This is a genomic window from Sodalis sp. C49, assembly GCF_046352915.1.
Classification (GTDB): domain Bacteria; phylum Pseudomonadota; class Gammaproteobacteria; order Enterobacterales; family Enterobacteriaceae; genus Acerihabitans.
This window is the reverse complement of sequence record NZ_CP163303.1, coordinates 442163-460364: the sequence shown is the minus strand read 5'-3', so window position 1 is coordinate 460364 and position 18202 is coordinate 442163. Positions and strand designations below refer to the sequence as shown.

At 59.2% G+C, this 18202-nt stretch carries 14 protein-coding genes; 12 read left to right on the top strand and 2 right to left on the bottom strand.

Annotation, left to right across the window (positions count from 1 at the left end; genetic code table 11):
- Positions 1-296 precede the first annotated feature (296 nt).
- Complete coding sequence (locus ABUK12_RS02020) at positions 297-1193, top strand: Kdo hydroxylase family protein (protein WP_410014714.1); 897 nt, start codon at positions 297-299, stop codon at positions 1191-1193.
- 110 nt (positions 1194-1303) lie between these two features.
- Positions 1304-2734, top strand: a complete 1431-nt coding sequence (locus ABUK12_RS02015) for an EmmdR/YeeO family multidrug/toxin efflux MATE transporter (RefSeq protein ID WP_410014713.1) — start codon at positions 1304-1306, stop codon at positions 2732-2734.
- Between the two features lie 80 nt (positions 2735-2814).
- On the opposite strand, the gene ABUK12_RS02010 is transcribed toward ABUK12_RS02015, so the two are convergent.
- Positions 2815-4269: a DASS family sodium-coupled anion symporter gene (locus ABUK12_RS02010; protein ID WP_410014712.1), complete on the bottom strand. Its 1455-nt coding sequence runs from the start codon at positions 4267-4269 to the stop codon at positions 2815-2817.
- A gap of 483 nt (positions 4270-4752) precedes the next feature.
- Here ABUK12_RS02010 and ABUK12_RS02005 point away from each other — a divergent pair, with 483 nt between their 5' ends.
- The 10 genes from ABUK12_RS02005 to ABUK12_RS01960 all read left to right on the top strand — a co-directional run bounded on the left by ABUK12_RS02005 (position 4753) and on the right by ABUK12_RS01960 (position 16849).
- Positions 4753-5508, top strand: coding sequence for a DUF2461 domain-containing protein (locus ABUK12_RS02005; RefSeq protein ID WP_410014711.1), 756 nt, complete (start codon positions 4753-4755; stop codon positions 5506-5508).
- Between the two features lie 68 nt (positions 5509-5576).
- Positions 5577-6452, top strand: coding sequence for an EamA family transporter (locus ABUK12_RS02000; protein ID WP_410014710.1), 876 nt, complete (start codon positions 5577-5579; stop codon positions 6450-6452).
- Between the two features lie 69 nt (positions 6453-6521).
- Positions 6522-7100, top strand: a complete 579-nt coding sequence (locus ABUK12_RS01995) for a DUF1349 domain-containing protein (protein ID WP_410016803.1) — start codon at positions 6522-6524, stop codon at positions 7098-7100.
- A gap of 601 nt (positions 7101-7701) precedes the next feature.
- On the top strand, positions 7702-9003 hold the full coding sequence (locus ABUK12_RS01990) for an anaerobic C4-dicarboxylate transporter (protein WP_410014709.1): 1302 nt from the start codon (positions 7702-7704) through the stop codon (positions 9001-9003).
- Between the two features lie 190 nt (positions 9004-9193).
- Positions 9194-10528, top strand: coding sequence for an MFS transporter (locus ABUK12_RS01985; RefSeq protein WP_410014708.1), 1335 nt, complete (start codon positions 9194-9196; stop codon positions 10526-10528).
- Between the two features lie 186 nt (positions 10529-10714).
- Entirely contained in the window at positions 10715-11929 is a 1215-nt protein-coding gene (gene manD / locus ABUK12_RS01980) for a D-mannonate dehydratase ManD (RefSeq protein ID WP_331123072.1), read from the top strand.
- A 14-nt stretch (positions 11930-11943) separates the two neighbouring features.
- Positions 11944-12957: a Zn-dependent oxidoreductase gene (locus ABUK12_RS01975; RefSeq protein WP_410014707.1), complete on the top strand. Its 1014-nt coding sequence runs from the start codon at positions 11944-11946 to the stop codon at positions 12955-12957.
- A gap of 77 nt (positions 12958-13034) precedes the next feature.
- On the top strand, positions 13035-14507 hold the full coding sequence (locus ABUK12_RS01970; protein WP_410016802.1) for a mannitol dehydrogenase family protein: 1473 nt from the start codon (positions 13035-13037) through the stop codon (positions 14505-14507).
- Positions 14508-14802: 295 nt separating this feature from the next.
- Positions 14803-16155, top strand: a complete 1353-nt coding sequence (locus tag ABUK12_RS01965; protein ID WP_410014706.1) for an MFS transporter — start codon at positions 14803-14805, stop codon at positions 16153-16155.
- A gap of 1 nt (position 16156) precedes the next feature.
- The gene (locus ABUK12_RS01960) at positions 16157-16849 is read left to right on the top strand and encodes a cyclase family protein (protein WP_410014705.1); all 693 of its coding nucleotides are present in this window, start codon (positions 16157-16159) and stop codon (positions 16847-16849) included.
- 96 nt (positions 16850-16945) lie between these two features.
- On the opposite strand, the gene argE is transcribed toward ABUK12_RS01960, so the two are convergent.
- A complete protein-coding gene (gene argE / locus ABUK12_RS01955) occupies positions 16946-18094 on the bottom strand; it encodes an acetylornithine deacetylase (RefSeq protein WP_410014704.1) in 1149 nt (382 codons plus the stop codon).
- Between the last annotated feature and the right edge of the window lie 108 nt (positions 18095-18202).

Genomic DNA, 18202 nt, shown 5'->3' with positions numbered 1-18202 from the left:
AAGGGTGACCGTAACCATCATAGCGATTTTTCACTGGTCTGGTTACCCTGTCATTCCACGCCGCGTGGCGTGATGGCGACCGCGGTAAAACATAAATTTATCTGGTGCTTATTTGGCGACTGTTTATTTCCTTGTCTCATTTACGATTATAATTATTCAATTAATAACTTGGCAAATTATTGCTCCGGCTCCCGAAATATATCTCTAAATAATAGTAATGTTGGATAAAAGTATTATCCAGTCGCAATGACCGCCGAAAAAAATAACCGGATCCTCCGTTTATACCAGGAATTATTATGCCGAACCCAATAGCCTATGAGCTTGCCGTGATGACGCTGCCTTACCAGCAATGGCACCTTGACCGGCCAGACGCGTCCGCCGTCGTCGCGGCGCTGGAAGAGGGCAAAATTCTGTATTTACCCCGCTTGTCTTTTATATTAACCCCGCAAGAAGAGGCCTTGCTCGATCCCGTCCTGCTGGAGCCGGAACGCAAAAATATCAGCTATCGGCCCGATCGCGACCGGCTGGACGGCGTGGCGGCGCCGGAGCAGCGTCCGGCGGCGCGGCAACTGCTGCAGCGTTATTATCAGGACTGCCGCGCCCTGATGGCGTCATTGCTGCCGGCCTACCTTGACGCCTGCCACAGCCCGGCCGGTACCCTGCGGCTGCATCAGGTCGCCGACTGGCGCGCCAGGGCCTCCTGGCGCAAGGATGATAGCCGCCTGCACGTGGACGCCTTTCCTTCACGACCCAACCGCGGCGAGCGCATACTGCGCGTTTTCACCAATATCAATCCTTATGGCATAAGCCGTACCTGGCGCATCGGCGAGCCCTTCCCCCCGCTGGCGCAGCGTTTTCTGCCGCGGCTCAGGCGCTATTCCCCTTTGGCAAGCTGGTGGCTAAACGCCGTTGGCATCACCCAAACACGGCGCAGCCGTTACGATCATCTGATGCTGCAATTGCATGACGCCATGAAAGCCGATACGGACTATCAGCGCGACGGCCCGCAGTTGGTGATGGCATTCCCGCCGGGCAGCACCTGGATCTGTTTTTCCGATCAAACGCCCCACGCGGCGATGGACGGACAATTCCTGCTTGAACAGACTTTTATGCTGCCGTTGTCCGCCATGCGCGATCCCAGGCGGGCACCGTTAAGCGTGTTGCAATCCCTCGTGCACGAATCCCTCATCTAGCCCGGGCGTCAGCGCCCGTCACATCTGCTGATTAAAAAGACTTTGCAAATTCACAGGTCTTTTACCATCATCAAGTAAAGCGCCCGTCTTTTTCTACAGCTGGAACTATCTTGCAAAACATCACAGTAGCGTTGCGGCACGCCATCGAGCGTACGGCGTGGTATCCCAAACGGCATTCCTATCGGGTGCTGTTCTGGCGAGAAATCACCCCGCTCGCGGTGCCGATCCTGTTCGAAAACATGTGCGTACTGCTGATGGGGGTGTTGAGCACGTTCCTGGTCAGTTGGCTGGGCAAGGAAGCCATGGCCGGCGTGGGCCTGGCCGACAGTTTTAACATGGTGATCATCGCGTTTTTCGCCGCCGTGGATCTGGGCACCACGGTGGTGGTGGCGTTCAGCCTGGGGAAACTCAATCCCCAGCGGGCACGCGCCGCCACCAGGCAATCGCTGGCGCTGATGACGGTGATCGCCGTGCTGCTGGCGCTGGGAATCGAATTCTACGGCCAGGCGATTATCGATGTGATCGCCGGCAGCGCCGCGCCGCAGGTGAAAGCCCTGGCGTTAAGCTACCTGAAAATCACCGCCTGGAGCTACCCGGCCGCCGCCATCGCGCTTATCGGCAGCGGCGCGTTGCGCGGCGCGGGCAATACCAAGATCCCGATGCTTATCAACGGCGGGATGAATATCCTCAATATTATTATCAGCACTATCCTGATTTACGGCGTGTTTTCATGGCCGGGACTGGGGTTTATCGGCGCCGGCCTGGGACTGACCATCACCCGCTATATCGGCGCTGCGGCGGTAATTTACGTACTGATGATCGGGTTTAACCCGGCGCTGAAAATTTCGCTGAAGAGCTATTTTTACCGGCTGGACACCAGCATCCTGAAGGAAGTGCTGGGCATCGGTATTCCCGCCAGTATTGAATCAGTGCTGTTTAACGGCGGCAAGCTGCTGACCCAGGTGTTCGTGGCGGGTATGGGCACCGATGTGATTGCCGGCAATTTCATCGCTTTTTCCATCGCTTCCCTGATCAATTTGCCCGGCAATGCGTTGGGGTCCGCCGCGACCATTATTGTCGGCACGCGTTTGGGAAAACGCCAGCGCGGCCAGGCGGAACGCCAGTTGAAGCATATCTTCTGGCTGTCCACCCTGGGATTATCGCTGATCGCCTTCCTCTCGGTGCCGTTCGCCGGCCTGCTGGCCGCGTTTTATACCCGCGAGGAGGATGTTATCCACGTGGTGAAAATACTGGTCTGGCTTAACGCCGCGTTTATGCCGTTCTGGGCCGCGTCATGGGTCTTGCCTGCGGGGCTAAAGGGCGCGCGCGACGCGCGTTTCACCATGTGGATATCCATGCTTGGCATGTGGGGATGCCGCATCGTGGCGGGATATACGCTTGGGATCGTGCTGGGTTTCGGCGTGGTGGGCATTTGGCTGGGAATGTTCCTGGACTGGATTGTGCGCGGCCTGTTTTTCTACTGGCGCCTGGCCAGCGGCCGCTGGCTGAAAAAATACCCTAAACTCCGCTCGACCTCCTGACGCGCGCCCGGTGGGTTTGCGCCGGGAAAATCCTATCCCGGCGCCGCCAAAGCAATGCCGGGATAAGCCCTGGATGCGGATTAATACAGCCCCAGCACCCGCCACCAGGTCAGGCCAACGCCCATGAAAATAATCTGATTGATCACGCTGACCACAAAACCGGTGCGCCACCAGACACGGGTCGGCACATAGCCGGCGCCAAACAGGATGGGACCGCGCGCATGGGTATACTGGGTTAAGGAACAATACAGGCTGCTGGTAAACGCCAGCATAAAGGCCATGGGCAGCACCGGAATGCCGAGCGTCATGCCGACGGCCAGGAATACCGCGTACAGCGCCGCAATCTGCGCGTTGCCACTGGCGAAAAAATAATGCGTATAAAGATAGGCGGCGTTCAGCAGCAGCAGTACCCAGACCCAGCTGGTCCCGGCCATAAGGTGGCCGATATTGGTGCCGATCAGATCGCCGAACCAAGTGGTGAACCCCAGATTTTTCAGCTGGTTGGCCATCATCAGCAGCGCGGCGAACCACACCAGCGTATCCCAGGCGCCCTTCTCGCTTTTAATCTCTTCCCAGGTCAGGACACCGGTCAACAGCAAAAAGGACAGGCCGACAAAGGACGCGGTGGTGGGGTCGATGCCAAGCCAGGTGCCAAAAATCCACAGCACCAGCAGCAGCAGCACCGTTGCCAGCATTAACCATTCGCCCTTGCCCAGCGGCCCCATTTTTTCCAGCTCGGCGGCGGCGAATACCGGCGCGTCCGGGGTTTTTTTGATCTCCGGGCGAACCAGATAATAAATGCAGGGCGGGACGATAAGCAGCGACACCACGCAGGGCAGCAGCGCGGCCATAAACCAGCCGAACCAGGTGATATGGATGCCGGCGTTGGCCGCCAGTTTGACCGCCAGCAGATTGCCGGTATACGCGGTCATAAACAGCGCCGAGGTAATATCGTTGACATTGCCGATGCACACGATAAGGAAGGTGCCGATCTTGCTGCGCGAGGCATCGTCCGGGTGCGAATTAAAACTGCGCGCCAGGGAATCGGCGATGGGATAGATCACCCCGCCGCAGCGCGCGGTGTTGCTGGGCATGGCCGGCGCCAGCAGCAGGTCGGCAAACGCCAGCCCGTAGGCCAGGCCGAGGGTGCGCTTGCCCAACAGGCGAATCAGCATCAACGCCACGCGCCGCCCAAGCCCGGTCTTGATAAACCCGCGCGCAATCATGAACGCGACCACGATAAGCCAGATAAGCGAACTGTTCAGCTCGCTGAGGGCCGTCACGATGGCGCCGCTGGCGGTTTTATCACCCGCCGCATACGTCAGGGCAAAAATAGTGATGCTGATAATGCCAATGGCGCCGATGGGCAGGACGTTAGCGACGATGGCGACGATGGTGGCGACAAAAATCACCGCGGAATGCCAGGCGGCCGCGCTGAGGCCGGTTGGCGGCGTAAGCGGCCACAGCGCCAGCGCGATGGCGACAATCACCACCAGGGGCAGCCAGCTCAGGCCATAAGACGTTTTTATCTTCACCGGAACTCTTCCTATATTTGCGTTAGGTTGACGAGAGTGAAATCAATTTTAAAAAATGATTTCATTGTGAATAATTCTTATTTGAACGGAACACGACCCACCCTTAAATCGTTCATTGAACAGGGTAGAAAATGTTATTGATAAAATGCGTCAATCCGGTTTATTAAATTGTTTCCTGAATACTGCCGTGGCCTGTTCATGCTGAGGCCTTTCAGGACGTTGCCAAACATAGTAATGCAATCTTATTTTAATTAAAAAGAGAAAAAAACGGCGCGCAGGTTAGGTTGATCTATATCAACCCTTTTTGGGTGATGCGCCTGATTTTGCCTATCGTCAGGGAAATTTCATTTTTTATTGTAACAATATTTAACGCATTATTTCCCGTCCATGGCATTTATCCGCCGGCCATGGCGCCAATCGCGTTATCCCCGCGGGCGCCGTCCGGCGAAAATCCGGTTGAAAGGTCAGGACCGACTCGCCACAATGGCTATAGCAACCGCGGGAAACCGTCCCAATCACATTAAGGTCGTCACAGTGCCGTCGTCTTCTTTCCAGGGTTTTACGCCCACCGGGCTGGAATTTCTGCAACAGGTGGTCAAGGAAAACAGCAAGGAGTGGTTCGAGTCTCATCGCGGGGAGTATCAGCGCCATCTGCTGGCCCCGTTTCGCGCCCTGGTGGAGGATCTTGCCCCGGCGATGCTGGCCATCGACGACCAGGTCGAAACGCGCCCGGCGGTGGGCAAAACGCTGTCGCGCATGTATCGCGATACCCGGTTTTCCCGCGATAAATCGCTATTTCGCAATCGCATGTGGCTGACCTTTAAACGCCATTCAAAGGAATGGACCGACGCGCCGGTGTTTTTTTTCGAAATCACCCCCGATTTTTTTCATTATGGCCTGGGCTATTACTCCGCCAGCAAAGCCACCATGGACCGTTTTCGCCACCTGATGCTGCGCCAGCCGGAAGAGTTTGCCCGCGCCGCCGCCTGCGCGCGCGCGCCGTTTGCGCTGGCCGGCGAAAGCTATAAACGCCCGCTGATCAAAGACCAGGATCCGGCGCTGGCGAGCTGGTACAATCGCAAATCCTTTGCCGTGATGACGACGGATAATAATATCGCCTCCCTGTTTTCACCGGCGCTGGCTGCGCGGCTGATGCGGGATTTTACCCGCCTGCAGCCGCTGTACGCGCTGCTGATGCGCGTGGAAACCCTCAAACAGGTGCCGCTGGAAGATCTCTGAACCGCCGCGTACGGAAGATAACCGGCGCCTGTCACCGGGTTAAATCATCACATTAAAGGGAACGTCTCATGTCATCCTCCGCCGCCGCCAGACTGATTCCCTTTCTGTTGGTATTGGGTTCCATATTGTCGCTCAGCATCGGTTCCTCGCTTGCCAAGGCGTTGCTGTTTCCCCTGATCGGCGCCACCGGCACCACCGCGCTCAGGACGGGGTTTTCCGCCATCGTCCTGATGTTGCTGTGGCGTCCCTGGCGGGCGTCAATCACCTTGCGCGAGTATCAATCCATCGCCCTTTACGGCCTGACGCTTGGGATGATGAACCTGTGCTTTTATCTCGCCCTCGAAAGCATCCCGTTCGGCCTGGCGGTGGCGATTGAATTTGTCGGCCCCCTGGCCGTTACCGTACTGTATTCCCGCAAACTCAGCGATTTTATCTGGATAGCCCTGGCCGTTACCGGCGTTCTGCTGCTGTTGCCGCTGCGAGGCAACGACAGCGGGCTGCCGCTGTCCGGCGTGCTGTTTGCGCTGGCCGCCGCGTTATGCTGGGCGCTGTATATTGTGTTCGGCAAGACCGTCAGCCACCTGCACTCGGGCCAAACCGTGGCCGTCGGCCTGGTGTTCGCCTCGATGGTCACCTTGCCGGTGGGCATGATGGATGCCGGCGCCATCCTTACCCGTCCCGACCTGCTGGCCATGGGGCTGCTTATCGCCCTGCTCTCCAGTTCCCTGCCGATGACGCTGGAAATGGCCGCTTTAAAGCGGCTGCCGCATAAGGCCTTCGGTATCCTGGTCAGCATGGAGCCGGCCGTCGCGGCGCTGGTGGCCTTTGTCATGCTGTCGGAAACCTTGACGCCGACCCAGATTATCGCCGTCGTATTTTCCATTACGGCGGGCATGGGCAGCGCCATCACCGCGCGCGGCAGCGTCGAAACCGTGGTGACCTAGGCTTAATTTGCGCGTATCAAGGACGTCGGCTACTCTTTTCTGCGGATAATAACCCAGGGAGAGGCGGTGATGGATTTTTCAGGCTGGCGCTGGTTTAACGAGCCGGATCAATGGGCCCTGAACGGGTCGGTGCTGCGGGTGGCGACCAACGGCAAGACGGATTTCTGGCAACGGACCTGGTACGGATTCCAGCGTCATTCCGGCCATGTGTTCGGCTGCGATATGCGCGCGGATTTCACATTGCAGGCGCGCGTGCGCGGCGATTATCGCCGGTTATACGATCAGGCCGGCCTGATGGTGCTTAAGGACCATAGGCATTGGCTGAAAGCGGGGATCGAATATACCGACGACCAGCCGATGATGGGCAGCGTGCTGACCGCGCCGGACTCCGACTGGTCAAGCATGCCGTTCGCGGGCGACGCCGGCTGTTTTTGGCTGCGTCTGACGCTCGCCGACGGCTGCGTGCGGCTGCAATATTCCGCCGACGGGAAATACTGGCCGCTGCTGCGCCTTTGCCCGTTTCCGTCCGCGCCGCCCTGGTTCGCCGGCGTGATGTGCTGCACGCCGGAACGCGCGGGGCTGACGGTCGCCTTCGACGATATCCGCCTCGGCAAGCCGCAGGCGAAAGACCTGCACGATTTGACATAACCCGCACCGCCCTCCCCGCCGGCCCAACCCCGCGCGGAAAACCCTTTCACTGCAATGCGGACCCTGCTCTCCAGGGAGCTGACCGTATCCGGCTTAGCGCCATACTGTTGCACGGTAACCTACAGCGTCCCCCCATCCGGTAACGCCGGCGCACCGTTGGGATTTTTTCAGCCCTATACCGCACATCGCCATCACACCCGCCAGCCGCTGTCCGTTGCCGGTAATGCCTGAACTTACCCTAGACGGGCGCGATAATTCTGAAGGATTTGTGAGAATAATCGCAGATATCACATTCTGTCGTTTTCACGACCGTGGATAGTGATCTGGCGACATGTATTGCCGGGAAAACAGCATATGATTGGGCCAGAAATAATAATCGTGGTTGATCCGTTTGGAAATACAGCCAATAGCCCTATTTTTACCGATCTGCTCGTCAATACGATGCTTAAAAGGAGATTTGCATGTTAAACGCTCGTCCCAGCGGCCCTATTTGCTTCACACTTCAGGTCTTTCCGGTATTTTTCCATGACAGTCTCTCTTCTCCTGGCGGGATAAGACCGGCGGCGATAGGGTTCAGGTCCCAGCCACGGGGAGGCCGGTTATGCTAGCGGTCGAACTTATCATTGTCTTACTGGCTATTTTCCTCGGCGCCCGCCTGGGCGGTATCGGCATCGGCTTTGCCGGCGGCCTCGGCGTGCTGGTCCTGGCGATGCTCGGGGTTAAACCCGGCAGCATCCCGTTCGACGTCATTTCCATCATCATGGCGGTTATCGCCGCCATCGCCGCCATGCAGGTCGCCGGCGGCATGGATTACCTGGTACAGCAAACGGAAAAAATACTGCGTAAAAACCCCCGGCACATTACGCTGCTGGCGCCGGTGGTGACCTATTTCCTGACCCTGTTTGCCGGCACCGGCAATATTTCGCTTTCCGCCCTGCCGGTGATTGCGGAAGTGGCCAAGGAACAGGGCATTAAACCCTGCCGTCCCCTCTCCACCGCGGTGGTCTCCGCGCAAATCGCCATTACCGCCTCGCCGATATCCGCGGCGGTGGTGTATATGTCGTCCGTGATGGAAAGCCATGGCGTGAGCTATATCCACCTGTTGTCGGTGGTCATTCCCTCCACCTTTTGCGGCGTGGTGCTGATGTCGCTGCTGGTCGGGAGACTGTTTAACGCCAGGCTGTCCGATGACCCGGTTTATCTGAAACGGCTTGAGGACGGCCTGGTCGCCCTGCGCGGCAACCAGGTGACGCAGATCAAGCCGCGGGCGAAAATATCGGTGCTGCTGTTCCTTGCCGGCGTGCTGGGCGTCGTCGCCTACGCCATTATCAACAGTCCCGGCCTCGGCCTGGTGGCAACCCCGGTCATGACCACCACCAGCGCCATCCTTATCATTATGCTCAGCGTCGCCACCCTGATTACCCTCACCTGCGCCGTCGCCACCGAAGCGGTGATCAATTCCAGCACCTTTAAGGCGGGAATGAGCGCCTGTATCTGTATCCTGGGCGTGGCCTGGCTGGGCGATACGTTTGTCCAGGCCAATTTGGATTGGATCAAAACGACGGCGGGCGGCGTTATCCAGGGCCATCCCTGGCTGCTGGCGGTGATTTTCTTTTTCTGCTCCGCACTGCTGTATTCGCAGGCCGCCACCGCCAAGGCGCTGATGCCGATGGCGCTGGCGCTGAACGTCTCGCCCCTGACCGTGGTGGCGTCGTTTGCCGCTGTCTCGGGGCTGTTTATCCTGCCGACCTATCCTACCCTGGTGGCGGCGGTACAGATGGACGATACCGGCACCACCCGTATTGGCCGGTTTGTCTTTAACCATCCGTTCTTTATTCCCGGCACGCTGGGCGTCACCTTCTCGGTGGTGTTCGGTTTCCTGCTCGGCAGCCTTATTCTTTAACCCCCCCGGCTCCGGCATGGGGCCGCTTTCCCTTTCCTGCTGATGAGTGCACGCCATGGCGGCGGTTTTGGCTAAAAATGTGATCGCCGCTGAAAAATGACCATTTATTACTTGTATGGTAGTTGGTTCAGAACTATTTTTCCTGTTGCATTCCCTCCGGCATGACCTCCCCCTACTGAAAGGTGAAAACATGGCGACTCAGACAGAAACGCTCAGCGAAAAAGACTCACGGTCGTTGATACGCCGCGTTGCCAGCGCGTCGGCCATCGGCACGGCGGCGGAATATTATGATTTTTTTGCCTACGGCACCGCCGCGGTGCTGTTTTTCGGTCATCTGTTTTTCCCCAGCAGCGACCCGCTGGTCAGCACCCTGGCGGCCTTCGCCACCTATGCGGTGGGCTTTTTGGCGCGCCCCGTCGGCGGCATCGTCTTCGGCCATATCGGCGATAAAGTCGGGCGCAAGAAAGCGCTGGTGATCACCATTTTGATCGTCGGTCTCGGTACGTTTTGCATCGGCCTGCTGCCCACCTATGAGAAAATCGGCGTTTGGGCGCCGGTGCTGCTGATCCTAATCCGTATATTGCAGGGGTTCGGCGTCGGCGGCGAACAGGCGGGAGCGGTGCTGATGACCGCCGAGTATTCACAGCCCGCCCGGCGCGGCTTTTTTGCCAGTTGGGTGCAAATCGGCGCGCCGCTGGGCTTTTTATTGCCGCTGGCGTTGTTTGCCGCGCTGAACGCCGCCCTGTCCCCCGAGCAGATGATGAGCTTCGGCTGGCGCATTCCGTTCCTGCTCAGCCTGCTGCTGGTGGTGGTGGGGCTGTTTATCCGCCTGCGTATCGACGAGTCGCCGGTGTTCGCTAAAATCCGCGCCACCAAAGCCGTGGAGTCGCGTCCGGTCATGGAAGTGATCCGCGACTTTCCCGGCATCGTCGTCAAGGGGGTGTGCGCGAAGCTGATTGAAGCCTGCGTCTTCGCCATGTTTACCGTGATTGTGCTGGCCTACGTCAAGGCCAATAATCTCAGTACCAACCTGCTGATGGAAACCATGATTATCGCCGTGGCGCTGGAGATCCCCGCCATCCCGCTAATGGGGCATCTGTCGGATCGCCTGGGGCGCAAACCCGTTTATATGGCGGGCGCGCTGCTGCAAGTGATTATGATCGTGCCGTTTTTCCTGGCCATTAACCAGGACAGTTTCTGGCTGACGCAGTTGGTGATGATACTGGTGCTGACCCTTGGGCATAGCATGTGCTACGCGCCGCAGGCGTCTTTTTTCCCCGAACTGTTCCCAACCCATATCCGCTGCAGCGGCATCGCCCTTATTTGGCAAATCGGCTCGTTGATCGGCAGCGGCGTGCTCGGCCTGGTGGCGGTAAAAATATTGCAGGTCACCGGCGGGCATTATTACGGTCTGGCGATGTATGTCACGGTGCTGGGGGTGGCGTCGGTAATAGGCCTGGCGCTGATGCCGGAGACGGCGCCGCTGCGGCGCAAGCAAGAATACCAGGACTGGACCAGGCATTAAGCGGGGGCCCGCGTTAGCACGTGCGTGTTGTAGCACGGCGTTGGCGGGCATAGCGCCCCGGCGAATGAGGGATAGGGCGAGATAAACGTAAAAATGTGATCAATGTAGCAAAAATACCTTAACGTAACTTGTATGGTAGTATGCATTGATTAGTGGTCAACCTGTTTGTTGCTAAGGGTCATATTGATGAAAATTGTAAAAGCGGAAGTCTTTGTCACCTGCCCCGGCAGAAATTTTGTGACGTTGAAAATCACCACCGACGACGGCCTCACGGGGCTGGGCGACGCCACGCTCAATGGCCGCGAACTGCCGGTAGCCTCCTATCTTAAGGACCATGTCTGTCCGCAGTTGATCGGCCGCGACGCCCATCAAATCGAGGATATCTGGCAATTCTTTTATAAAGGCGCCTACTGGCGGCGCGGGCCGGTGACCATGTCCGCCATTTCCGCCGTGGATATGGCGCTGTGGGACATTAAGGCCAAGGCCGCGAATATGCCGCTATACCAGCTGTTGGGCGGCGCGTCGCGTACCGGCGTCATGGTGTACTGCCATACCACCGGCCATACTATAGACGAAGTGCTGGACGATTACGCCAAACATCAGGAAATGGGCTTCAAGGCCATTCGCGTGCAGTGCGGCGTACCCGGCATGAAAACCACCTACGGCATGGCCAAGGGCAAAGGCCTGGCCTACGAGCCGGCCACCAAGGGCAGCTGGCCGGAAGAGCAGCTGTGGTCGACGGAAAAATACCTCGATTTTACCCCGCAGCTGTTCGCGGCGGTGCGTGAGAAATTCGGCTTTAATGAACACCTGCTGCACGATATGCACCATCGCCTGACGCCCATCGAAGCCGCCCGCTTCGGTAAAAGCGTCGAGCCCTACCGCCTGTTCTGGATGGAAGATCCTACGCCGGCGGAGAACCAGTCCAGTTTCCGCCTGATCCGCCAGCACACCGTGACGCCGATTGCGGTGGGCGAAGTCTTCAACAGTATCTGGGATTGTAAACAGCTTATCGAAGAGCAGCTGATCGACTATATCCGCACCACCATTACCCATGCGGGCGGCATTACCGGCATGCGCCGGATTGCGGATTTCGCCTCGCTTTACCAGGTGCGCACCGGCTCGCACGGCCCGTCCGACCTTTCGCCGGTCTGCATGGCGGCGGCGCTGCATTTTGACCTGTGGGTGCCTAACTTCGGCGTGCAGGAATATATGGGGTATAGCGAACAGATGCTGGAAGTGTTCCCGCATAACTGGACGTTTGACGACGGTTATATGCATCCGGGCGACAAGCCGGGGCTGGGCATCGAATTCGATGAAAAACTGGCGGCGAAATACCCCTATGAACCGGCCCATTTACCGGTGGCGCGTCTGGAAGACGGCACCTTGTGGAACTGGTAACAGGAGAAGCGGCGATGAACAGCGTAGTTATCGAACAACCCGGCAAATTGGCGATCCAGCAGCGCGCGATCCCGCAACCCGCCGCCGGTGAAGTGCGCGTGCGGGTAAAATATGCCGGCATCTGCGGCTCCGATGTGCACATTTACCATGGACACAACCCTTTCGCCAAATATCCCCGGGTTATCGGCCATGAGTTTTTCGGCGAAATCGACGCGGTGGGCGCGGGCGTGGACGCGGGCCGTATCGGCGAACGGGTGGCGGTCGATCCGGTCGTCAGCTGCGGCCATTGCTATCCCTGCTCGGTGGGACGGCCGAATGTGTGTACCGAACTGTCGGTTATCGGCGTGCACCGCGACGGCGGCTTTAGCGAATACGCCTGCGCGCCGGCTGAAAATGCCTACGTCATCCCGGCAGAAATACCGGACCAGGTGGCCAGCATGGTGGAGCCGTTTACCATCGCCGCCAATATTACCGCCTTTTTGCAGCCCACGCCGCGCGACGTGGCGCTGGTGTATGGCGCCGGACCGATGGGCCTGACCGCTGTACAGGTGCTGAAAGGGGTGTATGGTGTCAGCCGGGTAATCGTCGCCGACCGCATCGCGGAACGTCTTGAGATGGCGCTGGACAGCGGCGCCGACCAGGTGATCAACAATACCGGCCTGTCCTTGCAGGACGCGCTGGCGCAACAGGGCATCCGGCCGACGCTGGTGATTGATGCCGCCTGTCACCCCGCCATCCTGCAGGAGGCGGTCAATCTCGCCTCGCCGGCGGCGCGCATCGGCCTGCTGGGATTTTCCGGCGAGGCGAGCAGCGTGACGCAGCAGAGCATCACCAGTAAGGAAATCTCTATTTTCACCTCGCGCCTGAACAGCCACCGTTTTCCCCAGGTTATCGAGTGGATGGTGCAGGGCAAGATCGATGTGGCCAAATTGATTACCCATTATATGGACGCAGCGGAAGTGGAAGCCGCATTGACGATATTCGAGAAAGATCAGCGCCATTGCTGCAAGGTCATCTTGAAATTCTGATGTGGTGATCCAGGCGATGGCCCCCGGCCATCGCCGCGCTGTTCCTTTTTCATTTCAACACCGAGCCTATGATTATGATGACATTATCAGCAACAAGTCCCGTGGCCGAGGGCGTCAGCACGCCGAAATACGATCGCGACCGCATCAAGACACGTATCGTCCATCTCGGATTCGGCGCGTTCCATCGCGCGCACCAAGGGGTATACGCCGACCGGCTGGCGGCGGAGCATGGCAGCGACTGGGGCTATTGCGAGGTGAACCTGATTGGCGGCGAGAAGCAGATAGCCGATATCCAGCGCCAGGATCTGCTGTATTCGGTTTCGGAAATGGCCGACACGGGCTGGAGCTGCCGCGTGGTGGGCACGGTAAAACGCGCCATGCACCAAAGCGTGGACGGCATCCAGGCCATACTTGACGCCATGGCGCATCCGGACATCGCCATCGTCTCCATTACCGTCACCGAGAAAGGTTACTGCCACCACCCCGCCAGCGGCAAGCTCAACCAGCAGCATCCGCTTATCCTGCATGACCTTGCCCACCCGGATGAGCCGCAGTCGGTGGCCGGCGTGATCGTCGCCGCGCTCAAGCTGCGCCGGCAGCGCGGCTTACCGGCGTTTAGCGTAATGTCGTGCGACAACATGCCGGAGAACGGCCATGTCACGCGCAATGTGGTGCTTGAACTGGCCGCGCTGGAGGATGACGGCCTTGCCCGCTGGATTGAGGGCAACGCCACCTTTCCGTCCACCATGGTAGATCGCATCGTGCCGGCGGTAACGGATGAAACCCTGGCGAAAATACAACAGCTGCTGGGCGTCAACGACCCGGCCGGCGTGGCCTGCGAGCCTTTTTGCCAGTGGGTTATCGAGGATAATTTTGTCCAGGGCCGCCCCGCCTGGGAAAAGGTCGGCGCGGAGCTGGTCAAGGATGTCCTGCCCTACGAGGAAATGAAGCTGCGCATGCTTAACGGCAGCCACTCCTTCCTGGCTTACCTGGGCTACCTGGCCGGTTACCAGCACATCAGCGACTGCATGCAGGATCCGCACTACGTCGCGGCGGCCAGGAAGCTGATGATAAACGAGCAGGCGCCGACGCTGCGCACCGTGGATGTGGATCTCGCGGCCTACGCCGATTCCCTGATCGCGCGCTACCGTAATACCGCCCTGAAACACCGCACCTGGCAGATCGCCATGGACGGCACGCAAAAACTGCCGCAGCGCTGGCTGGATGCGATTCGCTGGCATTTGCGCCAGGGCGACAGCTTTGACTACCTGGCGCTGGGCGTTGCCGGCTGGATGCGGTTTGTCGGCGGCGTCGACGAGCAGGGCCAGCCCATCGAGGTCAGCGATCCGCTGCTTGACCAGCTACAAGGCCTGGTAGCGCAAAGCGAACAAGGCGCGGAACGGGTGCATGCCCTGCTCTCCCTGCAGGCGGTATTCGGCGATGATTTACCCGCCAACCCGCGGTTTATCGAACGGGTGCAGCAGGCCTATCAAACGCTGCTGACCCACGGCGCCCGCGAAACCGTGGCGCAGTGGCCCACGGCGAGCTGACCGGCCCAAGTTTTCTGCCGGCAACGCCGGCCGGGGCGTTGCGCCCCGGCCGTTATCGCACCTGAACGCGCGCGAACCCGCCCGCGGCGGATAACGTCGCACCGGCACGCCAACCCGCGCGGGTGGGTTCGCGGCTTATTACGTATCGTCGTTGACACAATATTTATTTCTGTTCTGCCTATAGTGAGAGTCCCCGTTTTTTGCATAACCCAAAACGTCCCAGGCAGTCACCGCAGTCCCCGAAGTAAAGTTTGACCCTGCAATATAATAAAAATCATCGTGAGGAAAATTCAGAATGCACCATCAAGACAGCGATACCACCGCCCCCGGCGGTCATCAGTCCCCCTCAGGGCAGCAACCCGATAACGGCGGCGGTTTTCGCCGGTTCCTGCCGAAGGCGCATCCGATATCCTGGTGGATGCTGGTCATTACCACCCTGGCCATCCTGATGAACTCCATCGACCGGATCATCTTGCCCACGCTGCTGCCGGCTATCATGAAGGATTTCAATCTTAGCGAAATGCAGGCCGGCTGGCTGAATTCCCTGAGTTTTATCGGCACGCTGCTGGGCGCGGTGATTTTCGGGATATTTTCCGATTATATCGGCACCGGCTACAAACGCTGCTATAGCTGGACCGTGGCGGTATTGTTCGAAGTGGTCGCCGGCGTCGCCACCGCCTTTTGCAAAACCCTCGGCGCCTTCCAGTTCCTGCGGGTGATGATGGGCATGGGCACCGGCGGCTCCGAGCCCATCAACGTCGCCCTGCTCGGTGAGTGGTGGCACAAGGAAAACCGCGGGTTCGCCATCGGCGTGCATCATACCGGCTTCCCGCTCGGGCAGTTTATCGGGCCGGCGCTGATTGCGCTGATCCTGGCCTTCGGCACCTGGAGGCAGGCCTTCCTGTTTATCCCGCTGATTGGCCTGAGCATCGTCGTGCTGCAGTTTTTTGTCGGCACGCGGAAAAACCAGGATAAGGTCTATACCTGGATCAAAGACAATAACCTGACGGTGCCGATTGAGGACCACCGGCAAAGCCGGCCCAGCAACCTCAGACATACCCTGAAGGAATCCTTTTCCTGCCTGAAGAACCGCAACTGCCTGCTGGCCATCGCCCTGATTTTCGGTTTTACCTGGGCGGAGATGGGCATCGCCAATTTCCTTACACTGCAGCTGACGCGTGAGGTGGGGCTGGACCTCTCCACCGCGGCGATTATTTCCGGCGCCTCCGGCATTACCGGCTGGATTGGGCAAATTTTGTGGGGCGGTTATTCCGATATCAAAGGCCGCAGGATTTCACTGTGCGTCATTATCCTGGGATGGATCCTGGCGGCGGCGCTGTGCATGTTTATTACCTCCGCCACCGTCGGCTGGATCATCCTGATTTTCTGGGGGCTGTTTCGCAATTCCCCCTATCCGGTGGCCTACGCGCTGCTTATCGATTCGGCGCCCCAGGCGGCGGCCTCGAGCATGGGTTTGATGATCGGCCTGGCGGTGGGCATCGCGGGCATCCTGGTGGCGCCGACGGCCGGATGGATTATCCATCACTTTGGCTTCGACGTGCATTATATGGTGATCGTCGGCGTGCTGGCCCTCTCCTGTATCCCGCTGTTCCTGATCAAAGAAACGGTCAACGTGAGGAAAATGTGATATGAATACTGAACTGGCCGAGCTGTTGCTGAAGAAAGATATTATCGAGCTGAACCATCTCTATGAAGAATTGATGCCGGTCTGGCCGACCCATCCCAAATTCCATACAAGCAGCGAGGAGACCATCGCCGGCGGCGATGGCAATTATAATACCCTGCTGCATATGGGCGATCATTGCGGCACCCATGTGGATGCGCCCGCCCATTTTATCGCCGGCGGCGCCACCATCGAGACCGTGGCGGCACGGCGGTTAATCGGCCGGGGCATCAAGATTGATGTTTCTTTTCTGCAGCCAAGCCAGGAAATCGCCCTGTCCGCGATTACGGCCTGGGAGGCGCAGAACGGCGCTATCAACGCCGGGGATATCGTGATATTTCGCACCGGCTATGATAAAAAATGGCGCAACAGACCGCACCACCAGGCGTTTATCGCCGATTGGCCCGGACTGTCCGCCGCCGGCGCCCGCTATCTGATCGATAAAGGCGTCAACGCCATTGGCACGGACGCCATGTCGTTGGATGCCTATACCAACGCCGATTATCCCTCCCATCACATCGTGCTGGGCGCCGGCGCCTTGATTATCGAAAACCTGGCCAATCTTGACGCCCTGCCGCAGACCTTTTTATTCCTCGCCCTGCCGCTGCGCATCAAGGGGGGTTCGGCCTCGCCCATCCGGGCCGTGGCCCTGGTGTGACGGCGCCGGCGCGGCAATGCCTGTTTATTGCCGCGCCGCGCACAGCCTAATTAATGTCTCAGATCAAGGCGCAATAGCCGCTCTCCCGCTGCCTGCTTAGCAGCCCAACACCTTTCCCAGGAACGCCTGGCAAAGTTCCAGCTGTTCGAGGGTGACATATTCATCGGCTTTATGCGCCTGGGCGATGGACCCCGGTCCGCACACCACCGTCGGAATACCCGCCTGCTGGAACAGTCCCGCCTCGGTGCCGAATGACAGCGAGTCAAAAGACGCCTGTTCCAGCGCGCCGGCACAGCGTTGTTTGAGCTCATCGGTGGAGCCGTCGTCGCGCAGCCCGGGATATTCCGACTGTAGCTCCAGCCGGATATCCGCGCCTTCAGCCACCTCGCGCATCGCGGGCAGCAGCTCCCGGGCCACGTTATCCAGCGCGTTTGCCAGCAGGTGGTGGCGGGTGTGCGGCAGCGGGCGGATTTCAAAATCGAACTCGCACCGATCGGGCACCACGTTGACCGCGCTGCCGCCGTGGATGGTGCCCACCTGTACCGTTGACCAGGGCGGTTCGTAGCGGGCGTCGGTATCGCCGTCGCGCCACAGCCGTCCCTGGTTGCGCAGGAACAGAACCAGTTCGGCGGCGTAGTCAATGGCATTCACGCCCAGATGATTTTGCGAGGAGTGCGCCGCCTGCCCCTGCACCGTGCAGCGCCAGGCGCTTTTCCCCTTATGGGCGGTGGCGACGCGCATCAGGGTCGGCTCGCCGATAATACACCCGGTGGGCCGTGCCCGATCGCGCGCCAGCTCGGCAAGCAACCCGCGCACCCCGACGCAGCCGATCTCCTCGTCATAGCTGATGGCGATATGCACCGGCCTGGCATCGGCGGCCCGGGCGGCCTGGATAAAGCGGGGCACCATCGCCAGTACGCAGGCCAGGTAGCCCTTCATATCGGCGCTGCCCCGGCCATACAGACGCTGGCCGCGCCGGGTAAGGACAAAGGGATCGCTGCTCCATGGCTGACCCTGCGCCGGCACCACGTCCGAATGGCCGGACAGGCAGATACCGCCCCGATCAACGGGGCCGATGGTGGCGTACAGATTGGCGCGCTCGCCGTCGGCGCTGTAAACCCGGCGGCTGGCAATACCGTAACCGGCCAGATAGGATTCGACAAAATCAATCAGCGCCAGGTTGGAGCGGCGGCTTAGCGTCGGATAACCCACCAGCGTCGACAGTAGTTCTATGACATCGCTCAATTACGGCTCCTTTGGTTTCACGGCCTCGGGCCGGCGTTAACGCCGCTGCTATCAAGGCGTTCTACCCCGCGCGCGGCGTGCTTATGATGACGGGGCGCCCCGCCTTTT

Bases quoted from the DNA above. Each gene is read 5' to 3' on its own strand.
- ABUK12_RS02020 (WP_410014714.1), top strand. From the start codon at position 297: ATGCCGAACCCAATAGCCTATGAGCTTGCCGTGATGACGCTGCCTTAC.
- ABUK12_RS02005 (WP_410014711.1), top strand. From the start codon at position 4,753: ATGGCTATAGCAACCGCGGGAAACCGTCCCAATCACATTAAGGTCGTC.
- ABUK12_RS02000 (WP_410014710.1), top strand. From the start codon at position 5,577: ATGTCATCCTCCGCCGCCGCCAGACTGATTCCCTTTCTGTTGGTATTG.
- ABUK12_RS01995 (WP_410016803.1), top strand. From the start codon at position 6,522: ATGGATTTTTCAGGCTGGCGCTGGTTTAACGAGCCGGATCAATGGGCC.
- ABUK12_RS01990 (WP_410014709.1), top strand. From the start codon at position 7,702: ATGCTAGCGGTCGAACTTATCATTGTCTTACTGGCTATTTTCCTCGGC.
- ABUK12_RS01985 (WP_410014708.1), top strand. From the start codon at position 9,194: ATGGCGACTCAGACAGAAACGCTCAGCGAAAAAGACTCACGGTCGTTG.
- manD (WP_331123072.1), top strand. From the start codon at position 10,715: ATGAAAATTGTAAAAGCGGAAGTCTTTGTCACCTGCCCCGGCAGAAAT.
- ABUK12_RS01975 (WP_410014707.1), top strand. From the start codon at position 11,944: ATGAACAGCGTAGTTATCGAACAACCCGGCAAATTGGCGATCCAGCAG.
- ABUK12_RS01970 (WP_410016802.1), top strand. From the start codon at position 13,035: ATGACATTATCAGCAACAAGTCCCGTGGCCGAGGGCGTCAGCACGCCG.
- ABUK12_RS01965 (WP_410014706.1), top strand. From the start codon at position 14,803: ATGCACCATCAAGACAGCGATACCACCGCCCCCGGCGGTCATCAGTCC.
- ABUK12_RS01960 (WP_410014705.1), top strand. From the start codon at position 16,157: ATGAATACTGAACTGGCCGAGCTGTTGCTGAAGAAAGATATTATCGAG.